The following is a 24,822-nucleotide window of genomic DNA, read 5'->3' as shown; positions in this document are numbered from 1 at the left end:
TTTGTCTCTGTTGATCAGCTTAGACTACTTCTCGAAAAATAGCTCTTACTATTTCAAAATTCCTAAATCCGTTGAAGTAAATCATCAAAAATCTGGTGTTTTAATCTGTTTTTAATCAAGCAATAACTAAATGTGCTTTTGAATCTTCAGCAAAAATTAGCCGTAGCAATCTGGATCAACAATAATTTTTTCAGATCTACCCATTTAGGATGAAGCTAAATTTTAGTATTAGGTGATTGATGCAATCTCGCATTAACTTATATGGAATTTTGAGTTAGTTCAAATACCCTGAAATCCAACACATAGCAATTCTAAATGGGTGTACTTCTCCAACTCACCTCTACTGATACGGCCCTAAACTCATTACTATCCTTTCCAGGCCACATAGTTCTGATGACGGTTTCTGCGGAAGAATATCGCCAACTTTTGCAAAATCAAGGTTTTCAATTTTGTCCGGTTGATGCCACCTCTAATTTGGCAATTTTGGCCTGTCCCATCGCAGATGACCAAGGGATAATAGGAGACTTGTGGCTATTTAAGCAATCCACAGAAGCATTTACTAAACCAGAAATTGGCCTGGTACACCAAGTTGCCAATCAATGTGCGATCGCGATTCGTCAAGCACGTCTCTATCAGGCAGCGCAACAGCAAGTTGAAGAACTAGAGCGCTTAAATCATCTAAAGGATGATTTCCTGAACACAGTCTCCCACGAATTACGCACACCGCTGACCAGCATCAGAATGGCAATTCAACTGCTAGAAATCACCCTCAAGCAGCCAGAAATAGGCAAAGCAAAAGCAACCCATTATCTTCAAATCCTTCGCAATGAGTGCCAGCGAGAGATGCGACTCATTAATGATCTGCTAGATTTAGCGCGTCTTGATGCGAATATCGATCCCTTAGCATTAACGATCGCGAATCTAGGCGAATGGATTATCCCAGTGATCGAGCCTTTCACAGACCGAATTTGCCAGCAACAACAATGCCTACAAATTGCGATCCCACCTCAACTCCCCCCATTAGAAACCGATTTTTCTTACCTAGAACGGATACTGAGCGAACTGCTCAACAATGCTTACAAATACACTCCTCCCCAGGGAAGCATCACCATCTCAGCCCAGGCGACAGCGACAAACTTAGAATTGCAAGTGAGCAACTCAGGAATAGAAGTTCCTGAGAAAGAACTCAACTACATCTTTGACAAGTTTTACCGCATTGCTAGTAATGATCCTTGGAAACACGGTAGCACAGGACTAGGACTAGCCTTAGTCAAGAAGCGAGTAGAACAAATTCAAGGCACTATTGAGGTGGCTAAGAAGAACGATGCGATCGCCTTTACACTACATCTTCCTTGGTGCGTCGCCTAGAATTTAGCCTCCAGTCTTACTTCAGATGCCAAGCCGTATGAAAAGCAGCATAAGGTAATTGTTGGGCGCAATACCAAAGCAGCTTGTAACACTCCTGGGCTTGAGAAGAAGGTTTTTCCTTGGGCTTGTCTTTGGCCAGATCTGTCTGAGTTGCAGAGCCAAAACGTCTCAGAGTAGAAACAATTATTGGTAACTGTTCTTGTAGGAGAATCTCTCTTAAGTCCTCACCAATGCGGCGATAGAGAGTCGTAGAGCGTTGAGATTGCAACAGTTGCAGCAACATTTCAACTGCTTGAGGGTGTCCTGGATGCAAATGTCCCAATTGACAGGCCAGCCGCCTCTGGGTAGAAGCATCCGTCGCCACTACCAAACGCTGTTCCAAAGACGCGATCGCTTGGGCTGGATCTCTTTGCACTTGGGATTTAGTCTTGCGCTGTGGCTTGGGAAATGGTGCAGGTTTTCGATGCGCTTGGATGAACTGGGTAGCGATCGCATTACCTGGATCTAACTGCAACAAATTCTCTGCTGCTTGCAGACATAAAGCCTGCTCCGGTGCTGACTTAATCAGGTTGATTAGAGTGGTGGCGGCGATCGCATTACCTAGATCAAGTTTACCGAGGGCGTAAGCTGCTTTCCGCCGCAGCGTATTTTGTTGAGTCGTGGTAATGAGTTTTGTCAGGGTCGCGATCGCCAGAGAACTGCCAGGGTCAACTCTGCCTAAACTCTCACTAATTTGCAGCCGCAGCGCTTCACTCTGTAGCGTTTGTAAGAGCTGTGTGATTGCCGCGATCGCCACCGGATTCCTCGGATCAAAAGTTTTGCCCAAACTATAGGCGGCGTTCCAACGGGCAAAGAAATTGGAGGTAGATTGAATAAATTGTTCTAACGCCGCGATTGCTTGGGTGCGATCGCTTTGCAGCAATGCCACTCTCGCTCCCTCTTGTGCTGGAAATGGGTAGCACTGCCAATGCTCCTGAGAGTCGAACTCACCAAACCGCCATCGCAGCAACTGAGCAAAGATAGACTCTGCATCAGGATATTCGGGAAACTCTGCCAAACCTGCGGCTGCGAGGAAATAAGCTTGATAGTGATAGAACTCGCCACAGCCATCTTCCCATGCAGTTAAGGTTTGGAGAAAACAGCTTTTCTCCATAGCGGATATATCGGAGCGTCCTAACCACAGCAAGATCACTTCTCGCCACTGGGAGGCAAAGACGAGCGGAAATGCCTCTAGATCTATCGTTGAGTTGGCAGCAGTTGCAGGGAGGAAGCAACGCCAATCAGCGATCGCTTGCGCGGCAAAATACTCCTGAAACGTAGGATGGTAAAAGGCGTAGATCTTTTCTCCGGATGCAGTAGAGATCCCCACTTGATTCAGCCAGCCTAAATTGAGAGCCAGATCTAGCAACTCTAAGGACTGTTCTCTAAAGACTTGCTGCACAAACGACTGAGACAGTCGGAACTTAGTCTTTGCTTGAGCCAATCCCTGCAAAGCCAGATGCCCCAAGGCTTGATTCAGTTGCCAGCGTTGAGCCAAAGTCGTGGGAAAGCGATCTTGCTTCCACTCGTAGATAGTATCGACAAACTGTTGATATAGCGCTGCTTTCGAGCTAGGTAGAGTCCCTTGGCTGAGTGACCAAGCTCGACAGAGCAAGGCCAGTCGCAACGGATTTTTTACCACATCCTTGATCCGTCGCCGTTCTAGTTTATTGAGTTCTGCCTGCAAGCGATCGCCCAATGTGGGGTGTTGATGAAACCAACGCTCAATAAATTGTCCTACCTGATCTGCACTGGCAGCATCCCCATGACTAAACGTGAGATTACGATAGGTGGTAAAGGTTTCTAGCGCGTTTTTGCCACTATCCCAAACATTGAGGCGACAGGTGAGAATCACGTTGGCATCTGCAACCCAACCGCGTAATTGCTTCGCGATCGCCGCCAGAGCAGAACTTGCTTCCGTTGCCATCTCATCCACTGCATCCAGTAACAGCCAAACCCGTCCTTGATTAAACTGCGCTCCTAAGGCTTCTTGTAACTCTGTTGAAACCGTGACTTTGCGAGTTGCTGCTTTCAACCAATCTTGTAGTAGATACTGCTCTAGGCTAGCTCCCTGCAAATCCGCCAAAGAGATCCAAATCGGCAACGCTCGCTGGTCTAGCAACCAACTGGCGATCTTTTGCAGCAACGTGGTTTTGCCTGCTCCTGGTTCTCCGGCGATCGCAATCCGCTTCGCCAATCCGGGTTGCTGTAACTGTTCTAGAAATTGCTCTAGAGCAAATTGAGCTGTATCTCCCTCTTCCGCCTCGTAAAGTTTCGAGCCTTGATCTGCCCTCACCTCTGTATCTCGTCGCTCCTGTTGTTTGCGCTCCACCAACCCTAGCGGCACATAAACTTCATCCACCTCAAACGCAACGCCATCTCCTACCGTTAGCGGATTGGTCGTGAGTCGTTGATACTGCTGCGCCTCCAAAACCTCTCGGCACCATTGCCACCACATATCTGTTTCGGACGCATCACCGCTCGCCTCTACAACTGCAACTTCTGCATTGTAAGTTGTGTTTTTCTGCGTAGACTGCTTCGACTTTTGGGACCGCCGCTGCTCCCACTCCTGCTCAAATCGCTCTAAGTTGGCTTTGCGATCGCGTCGAGGATGCCACAGCTTCAAGGTGAAATGCCAAGTCTCCGATCCACCACGATTTGGGCGATTATCCTCCAGGAGTTCCAGAAAATCCTCCAGCCGTCGCAATGCTTCCTTAATCTGTTCTCCGGTTAAAGGGGTAGTCGCAATCTTGGTTAAAGCCTCCAAAAACCGTACCTTCGTCCGCACCACCAATCGCTGTTCCGTCTGCCAATGCACCTGAATCTGCGATCGCAACCCATCCAAAGTCCCCTCATCACAGTCCAGCTCATCATTGGCGTAATCCAACAACACCGCCAACAACTGCTGCGATCGCTTCTTCACTTCCGGGCCATAACTCAGGCGTGCCATTGGTAGAACAACCAGCGCTTAAGGGGTGATCAGAAAGCTCTGACCTCCCAGATTGCTCTACGGTTTTATCCCATATTTTTTCTAAAAGCTAGGGGAATCCCCCAGGTTCTACTACCTCCCTTAGCTTCCAAAACATTGTTTTGATTGCATTTTGAGTGGTTCACTCTGTAATTCGCCTGGGGGAATCTCATCCGCCTATTCTGGATTCATCCAAGACAAAGAGGCAGCAAGAATGATGAATTCACAACGAAGTTAAACAACAAAATCCAAAAAAATCCAACAACTTTACATGTGGCGGCTAGCTCAACAGTAGAGCACCAATTTTGCCCTTACGGGCCGCAGATTTAGGGTTATCGCTTGAAAATCGACACCCCCTTAATCGCCGGAGATGCGGGTGCAACCCCCGCGCCGCTACACCAAACTCTAAGCCTACATGTGGCGGGTAGCTAAGTGGTAAAGCAGCGTGAGTATGTCCTTGTTCACAACCTTGTCCGTAAGGGCCGACGAATGAGGGTTATCGGTTAACGCGCGATCGCAGGTTCGATTCCTGCCCCACCACACCAAACTCAAAATTTCTCTATTCACACTGGCAGGTCGCTTAACAGTAAAGCACCACTTTTTGCCCTCACGGGCCGCAGATTTAGGGTTATCGCTGTAGACGAAGTCCCCCTTAATCGCCGGAGATGCGGGTGCAATTCCCGTTCTGTCAATTTCCCAATTTGCCCAATCGGGCCGGAGGTGTAGAAAACTATGAACTACAAATTTTTTGCCCAAAACAAAGCTCACACGCCACAAGATCAACCCATTCCCGGACGCGAAAAAGAAATGATCCAGGGACGCTCTGGGGGGTATATGTTCAAAGCGGGGTTGTGGCAGAATTTGCGTCGCTGCTTGTTGATTGGCACTGCTCAAAGCACCTACTACGCCGGGAAACAAGAACTGACGAATGAGTTTGTCGATGTTTTAGAGCAGGCGATCGCAGAGAATCCGGAGCGAGTTGCGGCTGAGATTGTCTATGCCTCGGATGGTCGTGCCGTCAACAACAGTGCGCCGATCTTTGCCCTGGTGTTGCTCTCGATGGGGGAAACACCAGAAGCGAAACAGGCATTCCAAAAAATCTTTCCCAAAGTGGTGCGGACGGCTAGCCATTTCTATGAATGGCTGAGCTATACCAAGTCAGTGCGGGGATTTGGCAAGATTGTCCGGGAAGCGGGGCAACGTTGGCTAGCACGAGAGAACGTCAAAGAATTGGCGTATCAATTACTGAAATATCAACAGCGCCAAGGTTTCTCTCACCGAGATGCATTGCGTCTATTCCACGTCAAACCTCCTACTGAGGAACACAACCAGTTGTTTCAGTGGGTAACTCAAGGTTGGGAGAACCTACCTAAAGCCGCTCCCTCAGAGGCTCTGTCACAAATTTGGTGGTATGAGTGGCTAAAGCGGCATCCAGAGCAAGCTCATGAGGCGATCGCGAAAGGCCGCTTAACTCACGAAATGGCCGCACCTGTTGGCAAAATAGATAAGCAGGCTTGGCAGCTCTTGTTTAATGACATGCCGATTGGAGCCATGTTGCGAAATCTAGGTTCCTTGACAGAGTTGGGAGTTTTCCGTTCTGATTACCGCAAAAATCTAGACAAAGTAGAGAGAGTTCTCAACAGTCGAGATCATCTCCGTAAGGGTCGCATCCATCCCATTGATGTCCTCAAAGCGCTGAAAACTTACCAGTCAGGCGGTAAATTAGGCCGCAGCCAGAAAACATGGGAACCGATTCCTCGCATTGTAGACATCTTGGAAAAGGCGTTAGAACTCTCCTTTGATGTGCTGCAACCGACTGGCAAAGTGTTTCTTCATGCGATCGATGTCTCTGGCTCTATGTCTTACTACAGCGTCAGTTCCATTGGCTTAACCTGTTGCGAAATTGCCACCACAATGGCGCTTGCCACAGCTAAAGCTGAGAAGAACTATGTGATTCGGGGGTTCGCAGAGAATTTCCGAGACCTGAGTATCTCTGCTCAAGATTCATTCAGTTCTGCGATCGCTAAAGCCAACAACCAAAATTTTGGTGGCACTGATGCCTCGGTAGCTTACGACTGGATGATTAAGCACAAGTTCAAAGCAGATGTGGTTTGCTTCTGGACCGATTGCGAAAGCTGGGCAGGTCGACGGCACCCTAGCCAAGCGCTAGCAGAGTATCGCCGTAAGGTGAACCCTAACGTCAAGGCGGTGTATATCACCTTAGCTCCTTACCAAATCTCCCTAGTTGATCCCCAAGATCTACTTTCCTGGGATATGGCAGGTTTTGATCCCGGTGCCCCTCGCCTGATCCAGATGCTAGCAACAGGTGAATTATAGATTGAGACCTAATCCCCAGCCCCTTCCCTGCCAGGGAAGGGGAGCCAAATTAAGTAACGCCCTTTGAAACAATCTGATTTAATGGAGGCAGATCAAGTCAAGGGTGTTGAGAGTAGCTGTGATGCATATTCTTCATGGTACTTGGATTCCAGAAGAGACAGCGAGCTTCGTCCAGAGTGGCGGATTCCATCTGTGGATCGAAACCACAGATACACTGCGACGGCGTAAGACAGCCCCACGCCTCCACTTAAATCATCTGCCACAAGAGAAGCTGGCAACATTTCTCACCGAAGTTCTTGGCATCAAACCTGCTACTTATCAAAAACTTGAAACGGCGATCGCGCCTAAATATTTCTTATTACCTACTGTAGGAGATCAGCCTTGCCCCTCTCCAGAACTGGCTCGCTACCTGGAACTGGAGCCACCAGAGCAATGGCAATGGCAGTACTGGCAAGTAGATTGCTACCGTCCCACAGCCTATGTCAAGACGGGCACCTACAGCCGTGCCGCTGTCACGAATGTAATTAAGCTGCTGAATGAGCTGCATTTCATCGCTTTACACAATCTAGCAGAGATTCAGTTGGGCGCAGATCTCCTGTTCTGGTATCACTACACCCAATTCTTTAAGCAAATTATTCTGCATGATCAATATATTCCAGCGCTGAAGTATCGATCGCTAACTCCGACAGAGGCACCTACCAAAGGTAAACGCAAAGCGGCATCCCAAGCTGCTAGTAAGACCACTAAAGCCGCGAAGAGCAAGAGTCAATCCACAATCAAAACAACACCAGAAGAATTTGAAATTTATCAAGGCTGGGAAATCCTTTCAGCTCGGTATGAAGCGGAATTAGAACGCTATGTAGAACTCATGCCTTTTGTTTGTGTAGCAGGTCGTGCAGAACCGAAAGAACCACCGCAACTCTACGACAAGATGACCTTGCTGCGTCATTTCTCGGAGGTGCTGCTCGCAGAAATTGTCACCCATACTCCCACTTCTACGGCCTTTGAGAAACAGATTAACGACACCCTGCTGTGGAGTTGCCTACATCCCGGGCATCCCTGGCAACATCCAGAAGGGCTAACCCAATATCAGCAGTGGAAAACTTGGCGCGATCGCATTGGTCGCAGCCAAAGTGATCTCCCTTTTTATTTATGTTTTCAGCTCCAGTCTCCTGCCAAGTCAGAGGACGCTTGGACGCTGGAGTTTCAAGTGGCATCGCGGCAAGATCCCTCTGTCCAGATCCCCTTACAGGATTACTGGCGACTCCGCACCAAGCGCCACAAGGCTTTAATGCAACAGTTTGGCGAAAACTTTGAGCAACATTTACTGATTCATCTCGGTTATGCTGCTCGGATCTATCCGCAACTTTGGGCTGGTCTAGAAACCGATCAACCCGTTGGTATCTCTCTGGCGATCGCGGAAGCCTCTGCCTTTTTGCAAGAATCAGCTTGGGTCTTAGAAGCAGCAGGATATAAGGTTAGAGTGCCTGCTTGGTGGACCCCCCAGGGTTGGCGACGTACTAAGCTGCGGATGAAAGCGCGCGGTCGCACGTTGGGCGGAGATGACAAAAGCAAAAGCTACTTCTCCTTCGAAACGCTGGTAGATTATCGCTACGAGCTATCCATTGATGGCAAGCCCGTGAGCGAGCAAGAATGGCAAGAATTGGTCAATGCTAAAGCCTCCTTGGTGCAATTTCGGGGGCAGTGGATGCAGCTTGACCAAGACAAGATGCAGCAAATGTTGGAGTTTTGGAAAAAACATCAGCACGAGCAGCCAGAACTGAGTTTGCTCGATTTCATGAGATTGTCTGGAGGCAGTGAAGATGGGATTGAGCTAGAGGTCGATCACGACGAAACCTTGGCAGAGATGATGAGCAGGCTGAATGATAAAAGCCATTTAGAAATACTGCCTGATCCCAAAGCGCTCCAAGGAACCCTACGCACTTACCAAAAACGCGGATTAGCCTGGCTGCACTATCTTGAAACGCTAGGGCTTAACGGTTGCCTCGCTGATGATATGGGTATGGGCAAGTCGATACAGGTGATTGCTCGCTTGGTGCAAGAACGAGAACAAGTACCCGAAAAGCTCAAAAAAGCGGTGCCGATCCCACCCACCTTATTAATCGCACCGACTTCAGTCGTGGGTAACTGGCAAAAGGAGATTGAGAAGTTCGCTCCGCATCTCCGATCGCTGATTCATCATGGTAGCGATCGCCTCCAGAAAAAAGAAGAGTTTCAAGCTGCGATCGCCGACTGTGACGTCGCGATTACTTCCTATACCCTGGTTCGCAAAGATATTGCTCTGCTCTCAGAAGTAGAATGGCGACGGATTGTGATCGACGAAGCGCAGAATATCAAGAACCCCAAGGCGGCACAAACTAAAGCAATTTACAAACTGCCAGGGCAATATCGTCTTGCGCTTACAGGTACTCCAGTCGAAAATCGCTTGCTCGATCTGTGGTCAATTTTTAACTTCCTTAATCCTGGTTACTTGGGCAAAGAGTCGCAGTTTCGTCAATCCTTTGAAATTCCGATTCAGAAAAATAATGATGTGGTGCGCTCGGCTACGCTGAAAAAGTTGGTAGAACCGTTTATTCTGCGCCGTGTCAAAACCGATCCCTCGATTATTCAAGATCTCCCTGACAAGCTAGAGCAAAAGCTCTACTGTAACCTCACCAAAGAGCAAGCGTCTCTTTACGAAGCCACCGTTAAAGACGTGGAAAAGCAACTGCAAGCAGCAGAGGGCATTCAACGCAAGGGTTTGATTCTTGCCACCTTAATGAAACTGAAGCAAATCTGTAATCATCCTATGCAGTTTTTGCAAGATGGCAGCGACTTTACGCCAGACCGATCGCATAAGCTAGAGCGCCTCACAGAGATGACCCAAGAAGCGATCGCAGAAGGAGAAAGCCTCTTGATATTTACGCAATTTGCAGAGATTGGCGAAGCTCTGGAGAAGTACCTCAAGCACACCCTCCGCTGCAATACTTTCTACCTCCACGGGGGCACCCCTCGCCCCAAACGAGAACAGATGATCGCTGAGTTCCAAGACCCCAATACTGAACCCTCGGTCTTTGTGCTGTCTCTCAAAGCAGGAGGAGTTGGCATTACCCTAACCAAAGCCAATCACGTGTTTCATTTCGATCGCTGGTGGAATCCAGCGGTAGAAGACCAAGCCACCGATCGCGCTTTCCGGATTGGGCAAAAGAAGAATGTTTTTGTGCATAAATTTGTGGCGATCGGCACCTTGGAAGAACGCATTGACCAGATGATTGAAGATAAAAAGAAACTGGTAGGCGCGATCGTCGGAGCTGATGAGTCTTGGCTGACAGAACTCGACAATGAAGCCTTTAAGCAACTCATTTCTTTGAATCGCAGTGCTGTGTTGGATTAAAAGTAGCCATGAAAAAACTCTCAAAAACCTGGTGGGGCAATCGATTTATTCAAGCCTTAGAAGCATTCAGCGATCCGAGTCGCTTGAGTCGAGGTCGCTCCTATGCCAACAGCAACCGTATCCTCCAGCTCGATATTATTGATTCTGTCATTCACGCGAAAGTTCGAGGCAACGTCAACCCTTACTTTGGCGTTTACAAAGAACCGACTTATAACATTGAGATTGTCATTCATCCCATTAGTCAGGCGCAATGGGCGGCAGGGATCGCTTACATTGCCTCTAAAGCCAGTTTTATCTCCAAACTGCTGCTGAATGAGATGCCAGATAACATCGAGGATGCCTTTCAAACCTTAGGATTGCATCTATTACCAAAGTCAAAACTAGATTTTGAAACGCACTGCTCTTGTCCCGATTGGGGTAATCCTTGCAAGCATGTGGCTGGAGTTTATTACCGCGTTGCCAAAGATCTCGATCGCGATCCCTTTCTCCTGTTTGAGTTACGAGGGCTACCCAGAAAACAACTACATGCAGAGCTAGCTAAATCACCTTTAGGCCAAGCTCTGATTGCAGAACTGAACGCCGAAGCGAGTGCACCTGCCCCTGTGAGCTCCTACTACACTCGACCTCAACTCACGGCGTTGCCACAGGAGATCAATCCTAAAACTTTTTGGCAGGGAGAGAAACCATTTCCTAAAACTGTTGAAGTACTGTCGCCTAGCACCGTTTCAGGCATTTTGGTCAAAAAGCAGGGAGACTTTCCCGCCTTTTGGCAAAAGGACCACTCGTTTATTGCAACGATTGATGAACTATACGATCGCATTAAAACAAAAAATCGCGACTTGCTATAATCTTAGCGATTGTGGAGCCTGTCCTAGCCCCCATTGCTCCTGTATCCTTTCGCTTGCCTTAGTCCATCAGCCCCCAGCAAGTCTATGAAAGCAATCACCCACCTCCCTTTACTCTCTGATTCCTCCGCTGCTCAGACAGAGTTTGCTTATCAACTCTTTGATGCGCTTTTTAGGGTGGGTGTGGCCTATGTTCCTGTATTACCCGCAATGCAGGATAATGATTTATTCAATAGCTTGCGAGACTTTTTTGCCCTCAGCGATTTACAGAAGCGATCGCTGGCTCAACAGTTATCGTCTCCTTGGCAGGGTGTGTTTCTCCCGTTGGGGCAGGAGCAACTCAGCGATGCCAATGAAGATTACAAAGAAGTATTAGATCTCAATCTAGAGAATGGCACTTATGCTCAATGGCTCCAGCGTTGGGGAAAGCAGTCCGATGCAGATTCAAGCACTATAGAAGAGATGCTTCCTCACCCAGAGGAACTGGCTAGGCTAACAGCTCAACTCTACAAAATCTTTCATGCCTTTCAGGAACAGGCTAATCGAGTTTTAGCGGCCCTCGAAATAGTCTATCAGCAGCCTCCGAATAGTTTGGTGAAGCAGCATGGCCAGAACAGCACTCTACGGCTCCTCCATTATCCTCCTGCTCCTCACTTTACCCTCGGCTCGATTCGCCTGGGAGCCCACCAAGACTATTCGGGTATTACTCTGCTTTGGCAGGATTCCACTGGAGGTCTAGAAGTTTTGACTCCCAACTATGAATGGGTCACTGTAGATATTCCGCCTGGTTGCATTGGAGTGCTTGCTGGTGAGGTAATGCAACGCTGGAGCGGAGATACAATTCATGCAGCTCCGCATCGAGTTCGGATTACAGATGCTCAGCAACTCCAGAACACCCGATACTCGATCGCCTTCTTTTGCGAAACCAATCATGATTGTGTGGTCTATCCAGGTTCACTAATCAGTGAGCCGAATTTAGCAGACGCGCCCATCGCGATCCAGGAATTCCTCGATCGCAAGTATGACCAAATTCAGAATCAGGCAGCTTCAAACGTAAGCTCCGATAAAGCTGTAAATTAATCCTGTGAGAACCAGTAAGGTGATTACGGTATAAGTCAAATCTCGCCAGCGCAAAAAAGTCACCAACGACAAAATTACACGGGCGATCGGCGTGGCAATCAGGAGCAGAAGACCAAGCTGAATTAGCCCCCGTGCCCGACCCGCTAGCACTGCTGCCACTATCCCCGCAGGAGAACGGAAGGTATCTGGTTCTCCCCGGAAAACGTGATAATCAACAGGTTCTGCACCGTGACGGATTAGATACCAAATGCCGCCGATGCAAACGATCGCGCTGGCTGTTAATACTCCATAACTGAGCAGGTAACTAATCCATTGCCCCAGTTTTTGCTCACGAGCCGCAAAGATAAGATTGCACTCTTTAGCGCTTGAATTTGGTTGTGTCTCTGAGTTTAGCTCGCGCATCTAAAGCCCTCCTGCCAAGCTGTTGTAGACCATTCTCAAGGCCATGACAACGAGCACGAGACTAAACAGAATCCTCAAAATTTGCGTTTTGGCACCAATCAACACTTTTGCGCCTAAAAGCGCACCTGGCAGCACACCTAGCATCACTGGCATTGACAAACCTGGATCGATGTAGCCCCTGGCCAAATACACGCCTGCTGAGGCGGCTGCGGTCACTCCGATCATGAAGTTGCTGGTAGTAGTAGAAACCTTAAATGGCAGTCGCATCGCTTGATCCATCGCCAACACTTTCAGCGCGCCTGAGCCAATGCCCAGTAGTCCAGAAAGCACTCCTGCCACAAACATGACTCCGAATCCTGTTGGCACTGCTGCCGCTTGATAAGCCATTAAGCCTTCTGGGGTAGGGCAGGTGCCACTGAGCTTGAGCTGAACGACTAGCGGATCAACGGCTTCACTCACAACATATTCGGAGCGTGGCTGTTGAGCGAGATAAGCAGAGTAGAGGAGCACCACTGCCAGCACCACAGTTAAGGCTTTAATGGAAACCCAAGTCGCTAAAAAAGCTCCGGCGATCGCGCCAATGGTCGTAGCAACTTCTAGAAACATGCCCAAGCGTAGATTGGCAAAGCCCTGTCGGATGTAGGTTGAGGCTGCACCCGAGGATGTGGCAATCACAGAAACTAGAGAAGCACCGATTGCATAACGAATATCCACCCCAAATACTGAAGTGAGTAAAGGAACAATGACAACGCCGCCGCCCAAGCCCGTCAGTGAGCCTAAAAAACCAGCGATTAGTGATCCCAACCAAACCAGTAACGAAAACTCTAGAATGCTCAACCGTCTATCCCCGCTTTTGGGACATTGTGCCTAATTTAATTCTAAATAGGCTGTAGCGTCTGTTCCAAAAGCGCAATAGTTGTATGCAACAGTTGTCATAAATTATCGGTAGTTCATGTAATGAAGCGATCGCCTTCATTCCACGTCTGATTCAACTTATTCAATAGAATTAACATTAAAAGGGAAGTAGACAGAATAGTTATTGCTCTTGGAGGACTGCTCGTCGCCTACCTTAATCTCCTGCAATTGCTGTTGAGCAATGGGTAGAATGCTGACCTTGAGTTCGTTCAGCGATCGCTCCTGTTGCTGCAAGACAGGTAGCACGGTCGCTTTCATTTCATTCAGGCTATGCTGTTGTTCTCTCACAATCAGAGTCAATTCTTTCAATTGTTGCGCTTGTAGAGTATCTATTTTTTCATGTAGCAATCCAATGTCATATCCTGCCTTTAAGTTGACTTGGCGGTCATATTCAGATTTCTCTCGCTCCGCATCTGACTGACGGTTCTGACTCATCAACACAATTGGAGCGGTGTAGGCTGAGGCAAAGGAGAACACCAAATTGAGCAAGATAAACGGTTGTTCATCCCAATGGGGCACTCCAGGCATCAAGTTGAAGGTTACCCAGCCTGTGAGTATCGTCGTTTGTCCAATCAGAAATCCCCAAGACCCCACTTTGGCAGCCAGTTTATCAGCAACTCGTTGGCCTGTGGTCAGCTTTTGCGGTTGGGAGCGTTGTTGCTCAATCTCTTGCAAAGCTGTGTATGTTTTTTTCTGTCTCAACTCAATTACTTTATTTTCTTTAGCCGTGGTTGCCTGTTGGGTGGAGTGTTGTGCTCTCATAATTGACCTACTTGAAGAGTTGGGTGAGTTCTGTATGAACTGTTGGCATGGGCTGCAATTCAGCTTGTTATCAACATAAAGCCAGTTCAAAAATAAAAGCAAATGCTCTTTTTTCTTAAAACGATAAGTTGAAGTAATGCTAGCCAAAAAGAGGGCTAAGGATGCAAGATGCCCATCCTGGAAGGCAAGCGTAGCTGTGTTTGCAGATATCAATCACTTCAAGTTATCTTCTCAACAAAAAAGAATGTTTGCTTTTATCGAATAGGCTTCCTAGAGTGAGACTATGTTTTTCGCAGCCAGTCTTCACTGAACTCTATCAAGAGCAATCAACCTAGTAGGGATAGCAGGTAACGTAAATTCCCTCTCTAAGTTGCAGCGATTCGCAGTCATGCCACCCCCAGCGATCGCCTCACAGATCGCCTCACTCAAGCTTGGTATTTCCCCATCCCAGCCTTAAAAATTTTCAGACCAACCGGAGTAAAGCCCATGAAATTATTCAAAGTCGTTCTTGTCGCCTTAGTACTGCTAGTCAATTTGGTCATTGCTCCAGCTTCCTGGGCAGACCGACCCAAACTCACTAATACCCCTGAATACACAGAAGTAACCCAGGCGATCGATAGTCTCCTGCAAGTCAAAAGTGCGCCCAACCGATCGGGCCTAGCTCCCGACGAGATTGAGCAACAACTCGGTGAACTGAAGTTGCAAAAGTATATCCTTGAAACTGCAACGGAGTGGGCGCAATGCCGCAATAACACAGGTAAGACTTTGGCAGTCTATGCTCACAAAGCCAAGAAAGCAGCTCAACCCAGCACCCTCTACTATCTAGGGAGTGGCAAGATTACAGATGATGACTGGAACTGCGATGGTGTCTACTTACCCAGTGGGGCTCTAATCGCGAATCGAGATCAACCCTTGGCTGAACCTCTGGCGCTCAAAGTTACCCCCGGCACTCAACTCATTGCCAAGAATGATCCTGAAACAGGTGTGCTGGAATTCAATGTCAATCCCGCGCAAGTGTTCCGGGCTGGTGAAACCAATTGGTCAATTCCTAACCTGTCTCAAGCCAACATTGACGCTAAAGTACCCAATGCCCCAATCGAAGACTAACCTGATTTTCTCTCGGCATTGGGGAAAAGTAGCTGATGTAGGTAGTTAGGAATTAGGCATGTTAGAGCAAGTGACAAATACTGTAGGGATGGCTTTCTCCCTCAATACGTTGGGAGCCTTATTGGCCCTGGTTGCTTTAGAAACGGTACTCTCTGCTGATAATGCAGTCGCCTTAGCGGCTCTAGTCCAGCCACTACCCGATCCTAAACATCAGCAGCAAGCCTTAAACTGGGGCCTGGCAGGTGCCTTCATCCTACGGATCGCTTTGCTCTTTACTGCCACCTGGGTCATTCGCTTCTGGCAGATAGAATTAGCGGGGGCGCTTTATTTACTGTGGTTAGTTGGCAAACATTTCTGGACAAAGTTTTCCATCAGCTCAGCCTTCAATCACCCCAGTACTGAACCACCAGTATCCGGTTCGCTTTGGCAGCTAATCGCCTTAATTGCTTTAACGGATTTAGTGTTCTCCCTAGATAGCGTTACAACTGCGATCGCTATCTCTGATAACACCTGGATTGTCCTTACAGGTTGCATTATTGGTATCCTGACTCTCCGCTTTTTAGCAGGCTTGTTTGTGCAATGGCTAGAACGCTTTACCTACCTCCAGGATGCGGCTTACCTAACTGTTTTAGGAGTAGGATTGCGGCTGCTATGTAAAGCGTTGCGACCCGATTCAGTACCGCCTGAGTGGATTGTGTTGACCATGATTGTCGTACTGTTTACCTGGGGATTTTCTAAGCGTACAGCCTCGCTAGAAGCATAGGAACGATAGTAAAACGATAGTAACTGCTGATGCTGATTAGAAAACATATCCTGATCAGCGCAGAACCAGAAAAGTGATAACAAGTGGGTGCAGGCGCAGATCGTTTAACAAACTCAGGGATAGAACTAGATTATGTCTCGCCCTCGAATTCAAATTCTTCCTCACTTGGCCCATGCAGAACTAGTGCGTCGTCAAGAGGAATGCCAAGACCCCAAAACCAAAAACTACTGGCTCACCATTCAACTTTTGAGCCAACCGCATATACCAATGACAGTAGAACAAGTTGCCGAAATTTTAGGCTTTTCTACCGATTGGGTACGTAAACTAGCAGGTCGATATAATCGGCTGGGACCCGTCCGTTTCATAGATAGTCATCAACGGCGGGACAAAGTCTACAAACCCACTTGGCAGAGTTCTGAGCATACGTTAGAGACGTTATTCAGCACATAATCGCCATAGTTTCAGCATCAACCAAATTTGTGAATAGGAGATCTCGTATGAAATTGGTAAAAATTATTCTAGTTTTGCTGGTATTTCTAGTCAACCTGGCGATCGCTCCCGCTTCCTGGGCCGATAAACCAAAGGTCAGCAAAAATCATGACTATGTAGAGATGACCAGAACTCTAAATCGTCTGTTCGCAGAAAGAGATGCTCAAGGCAATTCTCCTGAGCTGAAGCAACAAATTGACGAGTTACAACTACAGAAAGCGGCGATCGAATCTGGCATTACTTGGGGTCAGTGCCGCAATGAAACGGGGCAGACTTTAGCGATTTATGGTCCCGCAGGTGAAGAATCTAAATCTGGCAGCAACGCCCTTTACTTCCTAGCAGATGGTGAAACAACCCCAGAGGGATGGGATTGCAACGGCGTTTACCTCCCCAATGATGTCCAAGCCGCAGGAATTCCATCTAGCCCCGCTGTGTTTAAAATTTTGGACGGCACTCGGTTAGTGGCAAAAACCAACCCTGACACTTCCGAAATCGTCTTTAACGTTCCACCAGTTCAGGATTCTCCAGCTAAGGATCTATCCATTCCTAACGTATCTCAAACATTCATCAACTCCCGAATTCCTAGCCCACTAGCTGCTGGTGAAATCGATGACTAACATTATTGATCTGCCGAGACTCTAAGCGAATCAGCATGATCAAAAAAGAGATGAAGGAGCAAGAAAATTTCTTTCATCCCTCATCTCATCTTTTCAACAACTCAGCTTTGGGCCATTGAGATCGATTCTGCCTCGAACCAGGAGCGATCGAAGTTGCAACCTAGATGTTGTTGAATTCGCAATAAATCTTGTTCCGCGTTGCCTAAGCAAGTAGTAGCTCCGGGAGAAGGCGTGATATTAAAGCGAATCCCCTCTCCTGGATCAATCTCTGCTTGCCCCAGAATCAGCTTCCGTTGGGTGCGATCGATCAACTGAGGCCGAATCCCGCCAATGCCATGAGCGAATTCTAGGTCTTCTAACTGCAATGAAGGAACGATTTTACGAGCATCTTGCAAGAACAAGCGACGGTTGACTAAAGGCACCTCGAAGGCCATGTTTTTGAAGATGTAGTTCCGGATATCTTTCACCTTCAACAGATCGCCCAGCACACTCGCTACAGTGCCGTCTAGCTTCAAAACTTCCAAGTAGTCGATTAAGGTTTTGAGGTTGTTTCGCTCCAACAACGGTAGAGGCAACGCCGTAGGTCCAAAACGAGTCTTGCCGGGCACCGTGATATCTGGATCACCGTGAATTGCTGCAAAGGGCAACTTATCATTCTGTACGGTGTAAACCTTGCCGTTCAAGATCTCTGGCGTGAAGTAGAAGTTGCCTGCGACCGGCAAACAAGAATATTCCAGCCCAATTCCCATCCGGTGAGCGAACAGCAGGCTGTGACCGCCCGCAGACACCACCACAAACCGCGCTGTTACAGTTCCTTCAGCGGTTGTGATTTGGTAATTAGACCCCACAGGTTCAATCGATTGGACTGGATAACCCAACTTCAGATCAACGGTTTTATCGGTTACTGCTTGAGCCTGCTCCACAAAGGACTGCGCTAAGGCTCCATAGTTAATGGCCGTGTATTCTCCCAAAATGGCGATCGCGACTAACTCTTCTGGGCGATCGCCGCCGTTCAGCCGCACCACATTTGGCTCAATTTCGGCAATCTGGGATTTTTCTAGCAGTTGCATCCCAGTGAAGTGGGGCTTAAATACTTCATATCGCTGCCGCAAAAACTCGCACTCTTGCGAGCCCACCCCCAAAACCATCTTGGGAAACTGGTAGATAATCTGGTCCCGCAGGGCTGGCGGCAACTGGCTACCATAGCGGACCAACATTTGAGCCGATCGCCGGACTTTAATTGCTTTTTCCAGCGTGTAGTTGGTCTCAATATCGCCGCAATGGATTGTCTGGCTATTATTTGTGGCTTTCGAGTTGACCGAGGCAACGCTAGGATACTTTTCTAACAGTGCCACACGCTTGAGATCGGTAAAGGTCGCCAAAGAGTAGAGCAAGGCTGCTCCTGCTACTCCGCCCCCTATTACCACAACGTCGTATACCTGATTGACCATCCCAGAGCCTGCTGAATCCCTAAACTTCTTCAGCGTATCGTATTCAGGGTCAGTTCAGGTAGCGTTGCTTCTAGACAAACCCTATTCCTTTAGGCTCCTGTCAAAGTTCTGAGATATAGCCAAAGTCAGAGGTAATTTCTGAGATTAGCAGTAAGTTAAGGAATAAGGGAAATTCAAGGATATTTGATATGGAAAATACAAAAAAGAATTTTGCTCCAGGTGCTAGTGAAGAACTGTCAACTGTTATTGATCATGGTCAAGACGGGTTAAATCCTAACAAAAGCCTTCCAGTAAAATTGACTTTCTGGCTTTCAATGGGAGCCTCGGCAATTGTTCTTCTGGCTACGCTTTATTACTATGGAGTTTTCTCCTAGTTAGCTGATACATAGTAGTCCTAAATGATTGATGAAATTAGCGGGGTGCGCCTCTCACAACCTACTAGGACCGCTATAGTATTTCTGAATTCATGGCAGTGCCTTTGCTTTGTCAAATCTTAGCGGTACTGCCATCGTTGTGTGTTGATGTAAATGTACCGCTTCATTACTATCCATTTCTGACACAGATATTTAACCACAACCGTATCTAGATTACTTTTTGGCTTAGCACAGGGTTACTCACTGGATAGAGAGAGAGCTAATAGCCATCACCTCTCATCGGTTGGAGGGAAGTAGCTCGTAAAAAGCTATCAAAGCAGTTCCTCAAAAATACTTAAAGGAGACAGGAGCATGAGTAATCATCCCGATCAAAGCAGTGAGAAGCAAAATCAGTCCTCCAAGGGGAGCGATCGCCCTCAGGAGGTCGAAACCTATGACGTGTTAAAGCTAGTCCGTCCAGGTGGCTTTGATGGAGACCCTCAAGAGATTTTAGGTAATCCAGCTGTTGCCCCTGAAATGATTCAGGAAGGTAGAGATCTTAGACCCGATTTGTTTAGAGAGGCAGCAGAAGCCAGTCCAGATGAGGGAGCTTAGGCAGCAGGCTGAGGCGATCGCAGGGTTACATCTGTATTCACAATTTTGTGCACATTTAGGACTGCTATACCATCAACACTTTCTAGGAATCTGAATCACAAATTCTGTACCTTTTCCTAATGTGGAGAAACATTCCAGCTTTCCACCATGTTTCTCTGTGATGATCTGGTAGCTAATCGACATCCCCATGCCTGTCCCCTTACCTACTGGTTTGGTTGTAAAGAATGGGTTGAAGATTTGCTGCTGCGTCTGTTGCGTCATTCCTTTTCCATTATCCACGATCGCCACTTGTACCCACTGAGCATTTATTGCCGTTGTCCGAATGGTGATCTGGCTCGGATTTGTTTGCATTTCTTGGTAGGTACGTTTGTGGTTGTGCTCCTCTAGGGCATCAATGGCATTAACCAAGATATTCATAAACACCTGATTCAGCTGACCTGCGTAGCACTCCACCAAGGGCAACTGATCGTAGTCTTTGATGACCTCAATCTCCGGTCGCTCTGATCTGGCTTTGAGGCGGTGTTGCAGAATCATTAAGGTACTGTCAAGACCTTCATGGATATTGACAGGCTTAATCTCTGCTTCGTCCATACGCGAGAAGTTGCGTAATGACAACACAATCTGCCGGATGCGATCGCTGCCCATTTTCATAGAAGCGAGCATTTTAGGCAGATCTTGCTGCAAAAATTCGAGGTCAATCTCTTCGGCTTCCGCTTGGATCTCGGAGACAGGTTGAGGATAGTGCTGCTCGTATAACTGCACGAAGCCTAAAAGGTCTTGAGTGTATTCCTGAACATGCACCAGATTGCCATGAATGAAGTTGATGGGATTGTTAATCTCATGGGCCAATCCCGCAACCAGTTGTCCCAGACTCGACATTTTCTCACTTTGCACCACCTGAGCTTGAGTTCTTTGCAACTCACCTAGCGCCTCTCTAAGCTCAACCGTACGGGCTTCAACGCGGTGCTCTAGTTCGGTATTGCTCTGCTCCAGAGCGGCAAAGGAGTCGCGTAGTTGTCCCGCCATATGGTTGAAGGAGACCGCCAACGTGTTCAGCTCCTGAATGCCACTATCTCCTACCGTTTGGTTGAGGTTGCCTGCTGCCATATCTTCACTGGCACGGCTTAGCCGCAGAATAGGTCGGCTAAGCCAACGAGAAGTAACCACGCTCAAAACTGAGGCGACAGCTAGAGCCACTAGACACAGTAAGATCGTGGTGCGGTTATTGGCATTAATTTGGGCCATAAACCCATCTTCTGGCACGCTAACCACCACAAGCCAATCCAGCCCATATTGATCATGCCAAGGAGTAAGCTGCACGTACTGTGGCTCTCCCTGGAAATCGAGTTTAATCTTCTGAGCTTTGGTAATGTTGCGAAAATCGCCGAACTGCTGTTGCAGTTGTTTGGTAATTCCCTGCACCACTGGATTGGGGCTATTGATCGCCTGCAAACGTTTGATTTCGTCCTTCACAATCGCGAAAGGCTGCTCAGGTGCCGAATTAGCAATCAAGGTACCTTTGCGATCTAGGATGAAGATCTGGCCCGCATGACTGACATCCGAACTTCGTAAAAACTCACTGAGTTTCAGTAGATGAATATCTACAGCAACGATGCCCAGCAATTGATTTTGAGCGCTATAAATTGGTCTACCCGCTGAAGCCACAATGTAGGGGTGGCCTGGATAGTTCCAAGTATAGACCCGAGACCAAATTGGTCTCTTCGCAGCGATCGGCTCAGTATACCAGGTTTCCCTGAGGCTATCCCAGTCGAAGACCGTCGTGACTTTGGTTCGATTGCCCTGGTTATCAGTGGCATAGGTGGAGAGATTATTGACAGATGCGGCGGTCCAATCGTCTACTGTGACGGTTTTGCCATCGTAGCGGGCTGCCCCTGCCCCCTCACCTGTGGTCAACCCAATACCGATATAACTCAGGTCATAAGCCTGCATCTGCCGCCAAAAGTACTTAGCCACTGTTTCGCGATCGCCCACATCTAGCAACCCCATCTGGATCGCGTCAGCATTGATCTGAAGCACCTTATGGGGAACTGACAAGTAAGCATCCAAATGTTGATTCACCGAACGACTAGTGCGTTCCATTAACTGGTCTGCTAACTCATTGACCGCTTTCTGACCATTCTTGAAGGACAGGTAGCCAACCAAACCGACTGCCCCAAAAATTTGCAGCACAAAGGGAACAATTAGGACAAGCTGTAAAGGGAAAGCTTGAACTTGGCCAAAGCGATGCATTTTCATGGGTGCAATTACGGTTCAGTCTGGTATCAGATTAAACACAGTATTCCCATCTAGGCGGTTAAAATATCGATTCGCTTGATTCAATGAACTGCACGAACCGCACCTTCAATGGTGGTAGCTCCTTGTACTGGCCAGACTGATACTGAGCAGACTTAGCTTCAATTTCTTGTAGTTGGCCCAATGCTAAACCGCAAGGTTTTCCATACTTGACCTGCACCCGATCGCTGGCAATTTTTAGGGCTGTACGCGATCGCGCTACAAAATCATCTAAGTCATAGTCCTGGTTGGGAGCGAAATAGTCTTTGACGATTAGAGAGGGAGAATAGCAAGTTTCCTGAGAACCATCGGGCCATTGAATTTGAAAGCGAATTTCAGGCATAGGAAGCTAGAAGTTGTTTGTAGTGATGGAGGTGCATTTCAGCAGAGGCTGCCCAGGTATAGCGAGACAAAACTGATTGGCTGTGCTGCACCAAAGAGCGAGACAGGTCTGGCTGAACCATAGCTTGCATGGCTTGGGCGATCGCGGTAGGTGATTCGGGGTCTACCAGGAGAGCTTGAGTTGGAGCAAGGAATTCGGTAAAAGGGGTTTGGTGGGAAGTTAGAACCGGGAGACCAGAGGCGATCGCTTCCAGTAACACCAAGCCCCAGCCTTCTTTGACTGAAGGAAAGACAAAGGCATCAGCAGTTCGATACAGAGCAGGCAGATCAGCATCCGTAATTACTCCTGGTAACACTAGGGAATGCCCGATTTTGATTTTTAGGGTATTGGCGATCGCAAAAAACTTATCTCGGTAGGATTGGTAGTCAAATAGGGTAGCCCCGCCTGCGATCGCTAACTGAGCGTTGGGATAATGCGATCGGACTTGAGCAAAGGCTTGTAGTAGTCGAATCGAATTTTTTCGAGGTTCAATTCCACCCACCGTGAGATACAGAGGAGAACCATGCAAGCCCCATCGCTCTTTCAGGGTCTGTTCTGAACCATTTGGGATAGACGTAAATCTCTCTAGATTTACCCCGTTTACAACTCGTGGAGCCTGAATCTGGTATTGCTCTTGTAGTGCAGCCTGCCAATTGTCACTGACACAGAAGCAGAAGTTGGCAGCGCGAATCGAACGATCCTGACACTGCTGCAAATAGGGACTCCTGTAAGCTTCAATATGATGCACAGTGCGGATAAAGTGGGAAATTTGTCGCTGCTGAGCTAGCTTCGCAAGAGCATTAGCACTAATACAATCTTGGGCATGGTAGCAGTCATAAATCTCTCTAGGCTGACTGAAATAGTCCACAAACTCTTGAATGCGCTGCTGAATCAGAGCATCTAAATCAGAAGGAGCAGGCTGAGCAGGAATTAGTTGGTAGTTGCAAGCCAAAGGATAATCAAATCCTGAGCCATCTTTATCCAAGGCATAAACACAGACATCATGGCCTAAATGATGCAGAGCTGTCGCCAACTCCAGGGTATGAATGACACTGCCTCTCGGTTTGGTGGAGTAAGTGAACAAGGCAATTTTTAAGTTGGGTGGCAGATCTGAGGATGAAGAGTTCTGATCTACCTGAGCGGTAATACTGGAGGAGCAGTTCATGCCGTTGCTCCTGTTTTAGAGAAACCTGTAAGTAGCTCTTGGGACAAATCCCAAAAGATCATTGATTCTTGGTCTGAACGTAGAATCAGATGCTGGCTGGATTGCACTTCGCCCACCACTGCACAAACTAAACCCTGTTGCTGAAAGCAGGATTGTACCGCAGCCACTTGGTGCGATCGCACACTCAGGAGAAACCCATAACTGGGAAAACTAACGAGCCAGCGAGCCAGCGTTAAGCTTGGTGGACAGGGAACTTGATCTAAATCCAGGATGGCTCCGCAGCCAGAGGTTTCTAGCAACATCAGCAGAGTACCAATGATGCCGCCATTGCTGATGTCTTTGCCTGTATCACACAGGTCGGCTTCCGCCAAATAGGGCAAGATTGCTAGATTTTCTCGCAACTGCACCGGATCAGCCGTAGTTGCTGCGTCCCAAAAGGGATATTTAGGATGGGGTTTACCCCGAAAATCAACCGCCACCAACAGTTGATCGCCCGGTTGAGCATTAAAGCTACTGATCAATCGCTGCGATCGCCCTAAAATCGCGACTGAGAGAGCATTGTAAGGACTATGGCAATTAGTATGCCCACCGACTATCGGCACATTGTAAGCTTGGGCCGCAGCCTGCATGCCCTCCCAGATAGCTAGGGTACTGCTTGTAGACTGGCTCCACAACGTATCTACCACGGCGATCGCTCGTCCGCCCATCGCAGCAATATCACTGATGTTTACCATCACTGCCGACCACCCCGCAAACCAAGGGTCTGTTTCTACGAGCAGCGGCAACATCCCCTCTGCTGCCAACAACAAATATCCTTCTCCATCTGGAATAGCTGCACAATCATCTCCCAGCAGTACGTTGGCAGAAGTCCACTCTGACCCCATGCTCAAAGCTTGGGATGCCGTTTGGATATCCTGCTTCTGCAAAAGGCTGAGGGATTGGCGCAATTGGGCGGCAAGGGGCAATAGCATCAAGAAGCCTCTCTGGCTGGCAAAGAAAGAATGGGACGTATCTCGGTGTTAGGTGGATAGAAACTGAGGTCTGCTTCCATCAAATGATGCGGGTGAGTCCGAATCGCCATCTCTTCTAATGATTGCCAGTGCAGCCGTTGGAAGAAGCGTACATTTTGCAACTGCACCGTGGCTAGAAACTGTTGACAGCCCCAAGTATTCGCAGTGGTGACCGCTTTGTAGATCAATCCTTTGCCAATTTGCCAACCTTTGCGATACTCTGGATGAGTGCCTAGTCTACCCCCGTACCAAATGCCTGGTTTAGCTTCGTAGATTCGCACTACTCCGACGACCTGCTGGGTAGCGGTGGCGATCGCCACAATAGGATAGGCAAATTGATCAATCTCATCTACGTCATCGCCGCAAAAGAGTTGCTGTTCTTCTGCAAAGATGGCACGACGCAATGCAAAGTAAGCTGCAATCTCTTGAGCATCCGTTGCGAGTTTGAATTCGTAAGTCTTCATGGAC

21 protein-coding genes and 3 tRNA genes are annotated in these 24,822 nt (G+C 48.1%); 14 read left to right on the top strand and 10 right to left on the bottom strand.

Translation table 11 applies throughout. The annotated features are described in order from the left end of the window. The first annotated feature begins 315 nt into the window (after positions 1-315). Positions 316-1,368 carry a GAF domain-containing sensor histidine kinase gene (locus NDA01_RS16025; protein WP_348228714.1) on the top strand — a complete coding sequence of 351 codons (1,053 nt, stop codon included), beginning with the start codon at positions 316-318 and terminating at the stop codon, positions 1,366-1,368. 16 nt (positions 1,369-1,384) lie between these two features. On the opposite strand, the gene NDA01_RS16020 is transcribed toward NDA01_RS16025, so the two are convergent. After that, complete coding sequence (locus tag NDA01_RS16020; protein WP_348228713.1) at positions 1,385-4,357, bottom strand: NACHT domain-containing protein; 2,973 nt, start codon at positions 4,355-4,357, stop codon at positions 1,385-1,387. A gap of 291 nt (positions 4,358-4,648) precedes the next feature. Here NDA01_RS16020 and NDA01_RS16015 point away from each other — a divergent pair. The 7 genes from NDA01_RS16015 to NDA01_RS15985 all read left to right on the top strand — a co-directional run bounded on the left by NDA01_RS16015 (position 4,649) and on the right by NDA01_RS15985 (position 12,031). Further along, positions 4,649-4,776 (top strand) — tRNA-OTHER (locus NDA01_RS16015). Positions 4,777-4,792: 16 nt separating this feature from the next. Continuing rightward, a tRNA-OTHER gene (locus NDA01_RS16010) sits at positions 4,793-4,920 on the top strand. A 24-nt stretch (positions 4,921-4,944) separates the two neighbouring features. Next, positions 4,945-5,067 (top strand) — tRNA-OTHER (locus NDA01_RS16005). Positions 5,068-5,107: 40 nt separating this feature from the next. After that, positions 5,108-6,712, top strand: coding sequence for a TROVE domain-containing protein (locus NDA01_RS16000; protein ID WP_348228712.1), 1,605 nt, complete (start codon positions 5,108-5,110; stop codon positions 6,710-6,712). A 121-nt stretch (positions 6,713-6,833) separates the two neighbouring features. Beyond that, positions 6,834-10,106 carry a DEAD/DEAH box helicase gene (locus NDA01_RS15995; protein ID WP_348228711.1) on the top strand — a complete coding sequence of 1,091 codons (3,273 nt, stop codon included), beginning with the start codon at positions 6,834-6,836 and terminating at the stop codon, positions 10,104-10,106. 8 nt (positions 10,107-10,114) lie between these two features. Continuing rightward, positions 10,115-10,954 carry an SWIM zinc finger family protein gene (locus tag NDA01_RS15990; protein ID WP_348228710.1) on the top strand — a complete coding sequence of 280 codons (840 nt, stop codon included), beginning with the start codon at positions 10,115-10,117 and terminating at the stop codon, positions 10,952-10,954. An 84-nt stretch (positions 10,955-11,038) separates the two neighbouring features. Continuing rightward, positions 11,039-12,031 carry a 2OG-Fe(II) oxygenase family protein gene (locus tag NDA01_RS15985; protein WP_348228709.1) on the top strand — a complete coding sequence of 331 codons (993 nt, stop codon included), beginning with the start codon at positions 11,039-11,041 and terminating at the stop codon, positions 12,029-12,031. Here the strand turns inward: NDA01_RS15985 and NDA01_RS15980 are convergent. The 3 genes from NDA01_RS15980 to NDA01_RS15970 all read right to left on the bottom strand — a co-directional run bounded on the left by NDA01_RS15980 (position 11,999) and on the right by NDA01_RS15970 (position 14,110). Then, positions 11,999-12,433 (bottom strand): DUF1634 domain-containing protein, encoded by a 435-nt coding sequence (locus NDA01_RS15980; protein ID WP_348228708.1) that lies wholly within the window; start codon positions 12,431-12,433, stop codon positions 11,999-12,001. The genes NDA01_RS15985 and NDA01_RS15980 overlap by 33 nt on opposite strands. Beyond that, positions 12,434-13,270 (bottom strand): sulfite exporter TauE/SafE family protein, encoded by an 837-nt coding sequence (locus NDA01_RS15975; RefSeq protein ID WP_348228707.1) that lies wholly within the window; start codon positions 13,268-13,270, stop codon positions 12,434-12,436. 156 nt (positions 13,271-13,426) lie between these two features. Next, positions 13,427-14,110, bottom strand: a complete 684-nt coding sequence (locus NDA01_RS15970) for a DUF1003 domain-containing protein (protein WP_348228706.1) — start codon at positions 14,108-14,110, stop codon at positions 13,427-13,429. A gap of 486 nt (positions 14,111-14,596) precedes the next feature. Between NDA01_RS15970 and NDA01_RS15965 the strand changes: the two genes are divergently transcribed. The 4 genes from NDA01_RS15965 (at position 14,597) to NDA01_RS15950 (ending at position 17,086) form a co-directional block, all read left to right on the top strand. Then, on the top strand, positions 14,597-15,217 hold the full coding sequence (locus NDA01_RS15965; RefSeq protein ID WP_190559067.1) for a hypothetical protein: 621 nt from the start codon (positions 14,597-14,599) through the stop codon (positions 15,215-15,217). A 58-nt stretch (positions 15,218-15,275) separates the two neighbouring features. Continuing rightward, entirely contained in the window at positions 15,276-15,980 is a 705-nt protein-coding gene (locus NDA01_RS15960; protein WP_431193423.1) for a TerC family protein, read from the top strand. A 132-nt stretch (positions 15,981-16,112) separates the two neighbouring features. Then, positions 16,113-16,430, top strand: coding sequence for a hypothetical protein (locus NDA01_RS15955; protein WP_348228705.1), 318 nt, complete (start codon positions 16,113-16,115; stop codon positions 16,428-16,430). Positions 16,431-16,477: 47 nt separating this feature from the next. Then, positions 16,478-17,086 carry a hypothetical protein gene (locus tag NDA01_RS15950; protein WP_348228704.1) on the top strand — a complete coding sequence of 203 codons (609 nt, stop codon included), beginning with the start codon at positions 16,478-16,480 and terminating at the stop codon, positions 17,084-17,086. Positions 17,087-17,187: 101 nt separating this feature from the next. On the opposite strand, the gene NDA01_RS15945 is transcribed toward NDA01_RS15950, so the two are convergent. Next, entirely contained in the window at positions 17,188-18,537 is a 1,350-nt protein-coding gene (locus tag NDA01_RS15945) for an FAD-dependent oxidoreductase (RefSeq protein ID WP_190559059.1), read from the bottom strand. 188 nt (positions 18,538-18,725) lie between these two features. On the opposite strand from NDA01_RS15945, the gene NDA01_RS15940 reads away from it, so the two are divergent. Next, entirely contained in the window at positions 18,726-18,911 is a 186-nt protein-coding gene (locus NDA01_RS15940; RefSeq protein WP_190440249.1) for a hypothetical protein, read from the top strand. Between the two features lie 351 nt (positions 18,912-19,262). Continuing rightward, complete coding sequence (locus tag NDA01_RS15935) at positions 19,263-19,505, top strand: hypothetical protein (protein WP_348228703.1); 243 nt, start codon at positions 19,263-19,265, stop codon at positions 19,503-19,505. Positions 19,506-19,577: 72 nt separating this feature from the next. Here the strand turns inward: NDA01_RS15935 and NDA01_RS15930 are convergent, their stop codons facing one another. From NDA01_RS15930 to NDA01_RS15910, 5 genes are read right to left on the bottom strand one after another with little or no spacing between them, the layout of a single operon-like run. Further along, positions 19,578-21,761: an ATP-binding protein gene (locus NDA01_RS15930; RefSeq protein WP_348228702.1), complete on the bottom strand. Its 2,184-nt coding sequence runs from the start codon at positions 21,759-21,761 to the stop codon at positions 19,578-19,580. A gap of 58 nt (positions 21,762-21,819) precedes the next feature. Next, positions 21,820-22,140: an MSMEG_0570 family nitrogen starvation response protein gene (locus tag NDA01_RS15925; RefSeq protein WP_190440257.1), complete on the bottom strand. Its 321-nt coding sequence runs from the start codon at positions 22,138-22,140 to the stop codon at positions 21,820-21,822. Next, a complete protein-coding gene (locus NDA01_RS15920; protein WP_348228701.1) occupies positions 22,133-23,344 on the bottom strand; it encodes an MSMEG_0565 family glycosyltransferase in 1,212 nt (403 codons plus the stop codon). Before NDA01_RS15920 ends, NDA01_RS15925 begins: the two co-directional genes overlap by 8 nt. Then, the gene (locus NDA01_RS15915; RefSeq protein ID WP_348228700.1) at positions 23,341-24,315 is read right to left on the bottom strand and encodes a sll0787 family AIR synthase-like protein; all 975 of its coding nucleotides are present in this window, start codon (positions 24,313-24,315) and stop codon (positions 23,341-23,343) included. The genes NDA01_RS15920 and NDA01_RS15915 overlap by 4 nt, the downstream gene beginning before the upstream one ends. Next, on the bottom strand, positions 24,315-24,818 hold the full coding sequence (locus NDA01_RS15910; RefSeq protein ID WP_348228699.1) for an MSMEG_0567/Sll0786 family nitrogen starvation N-acetyltransferase: 504 nt from the start codon (positions 24,816-24,818) through the stop codon (positions 24,315-24,317). The genes NDA01_RS15915 and NDA01_RS15910 overlap by 1 nt, the downstream gene beginning before the upstream one ends. Positions 24,819-24,822: the final 4 nt, after the last annotated feature.

Origin of the sequence: Trichocoleus desertorum AS-A10, from assembly GCF_039962155.1 — a bacterium.
GTDB lineage: Bacteria > Cyanobacteriota > Cyanobacteriia > FACHB-46 > FACHB-46 > Trichocoleus.
This window is presented reverse-complemented; position numbering and strand designations above follow the sequence as displayed.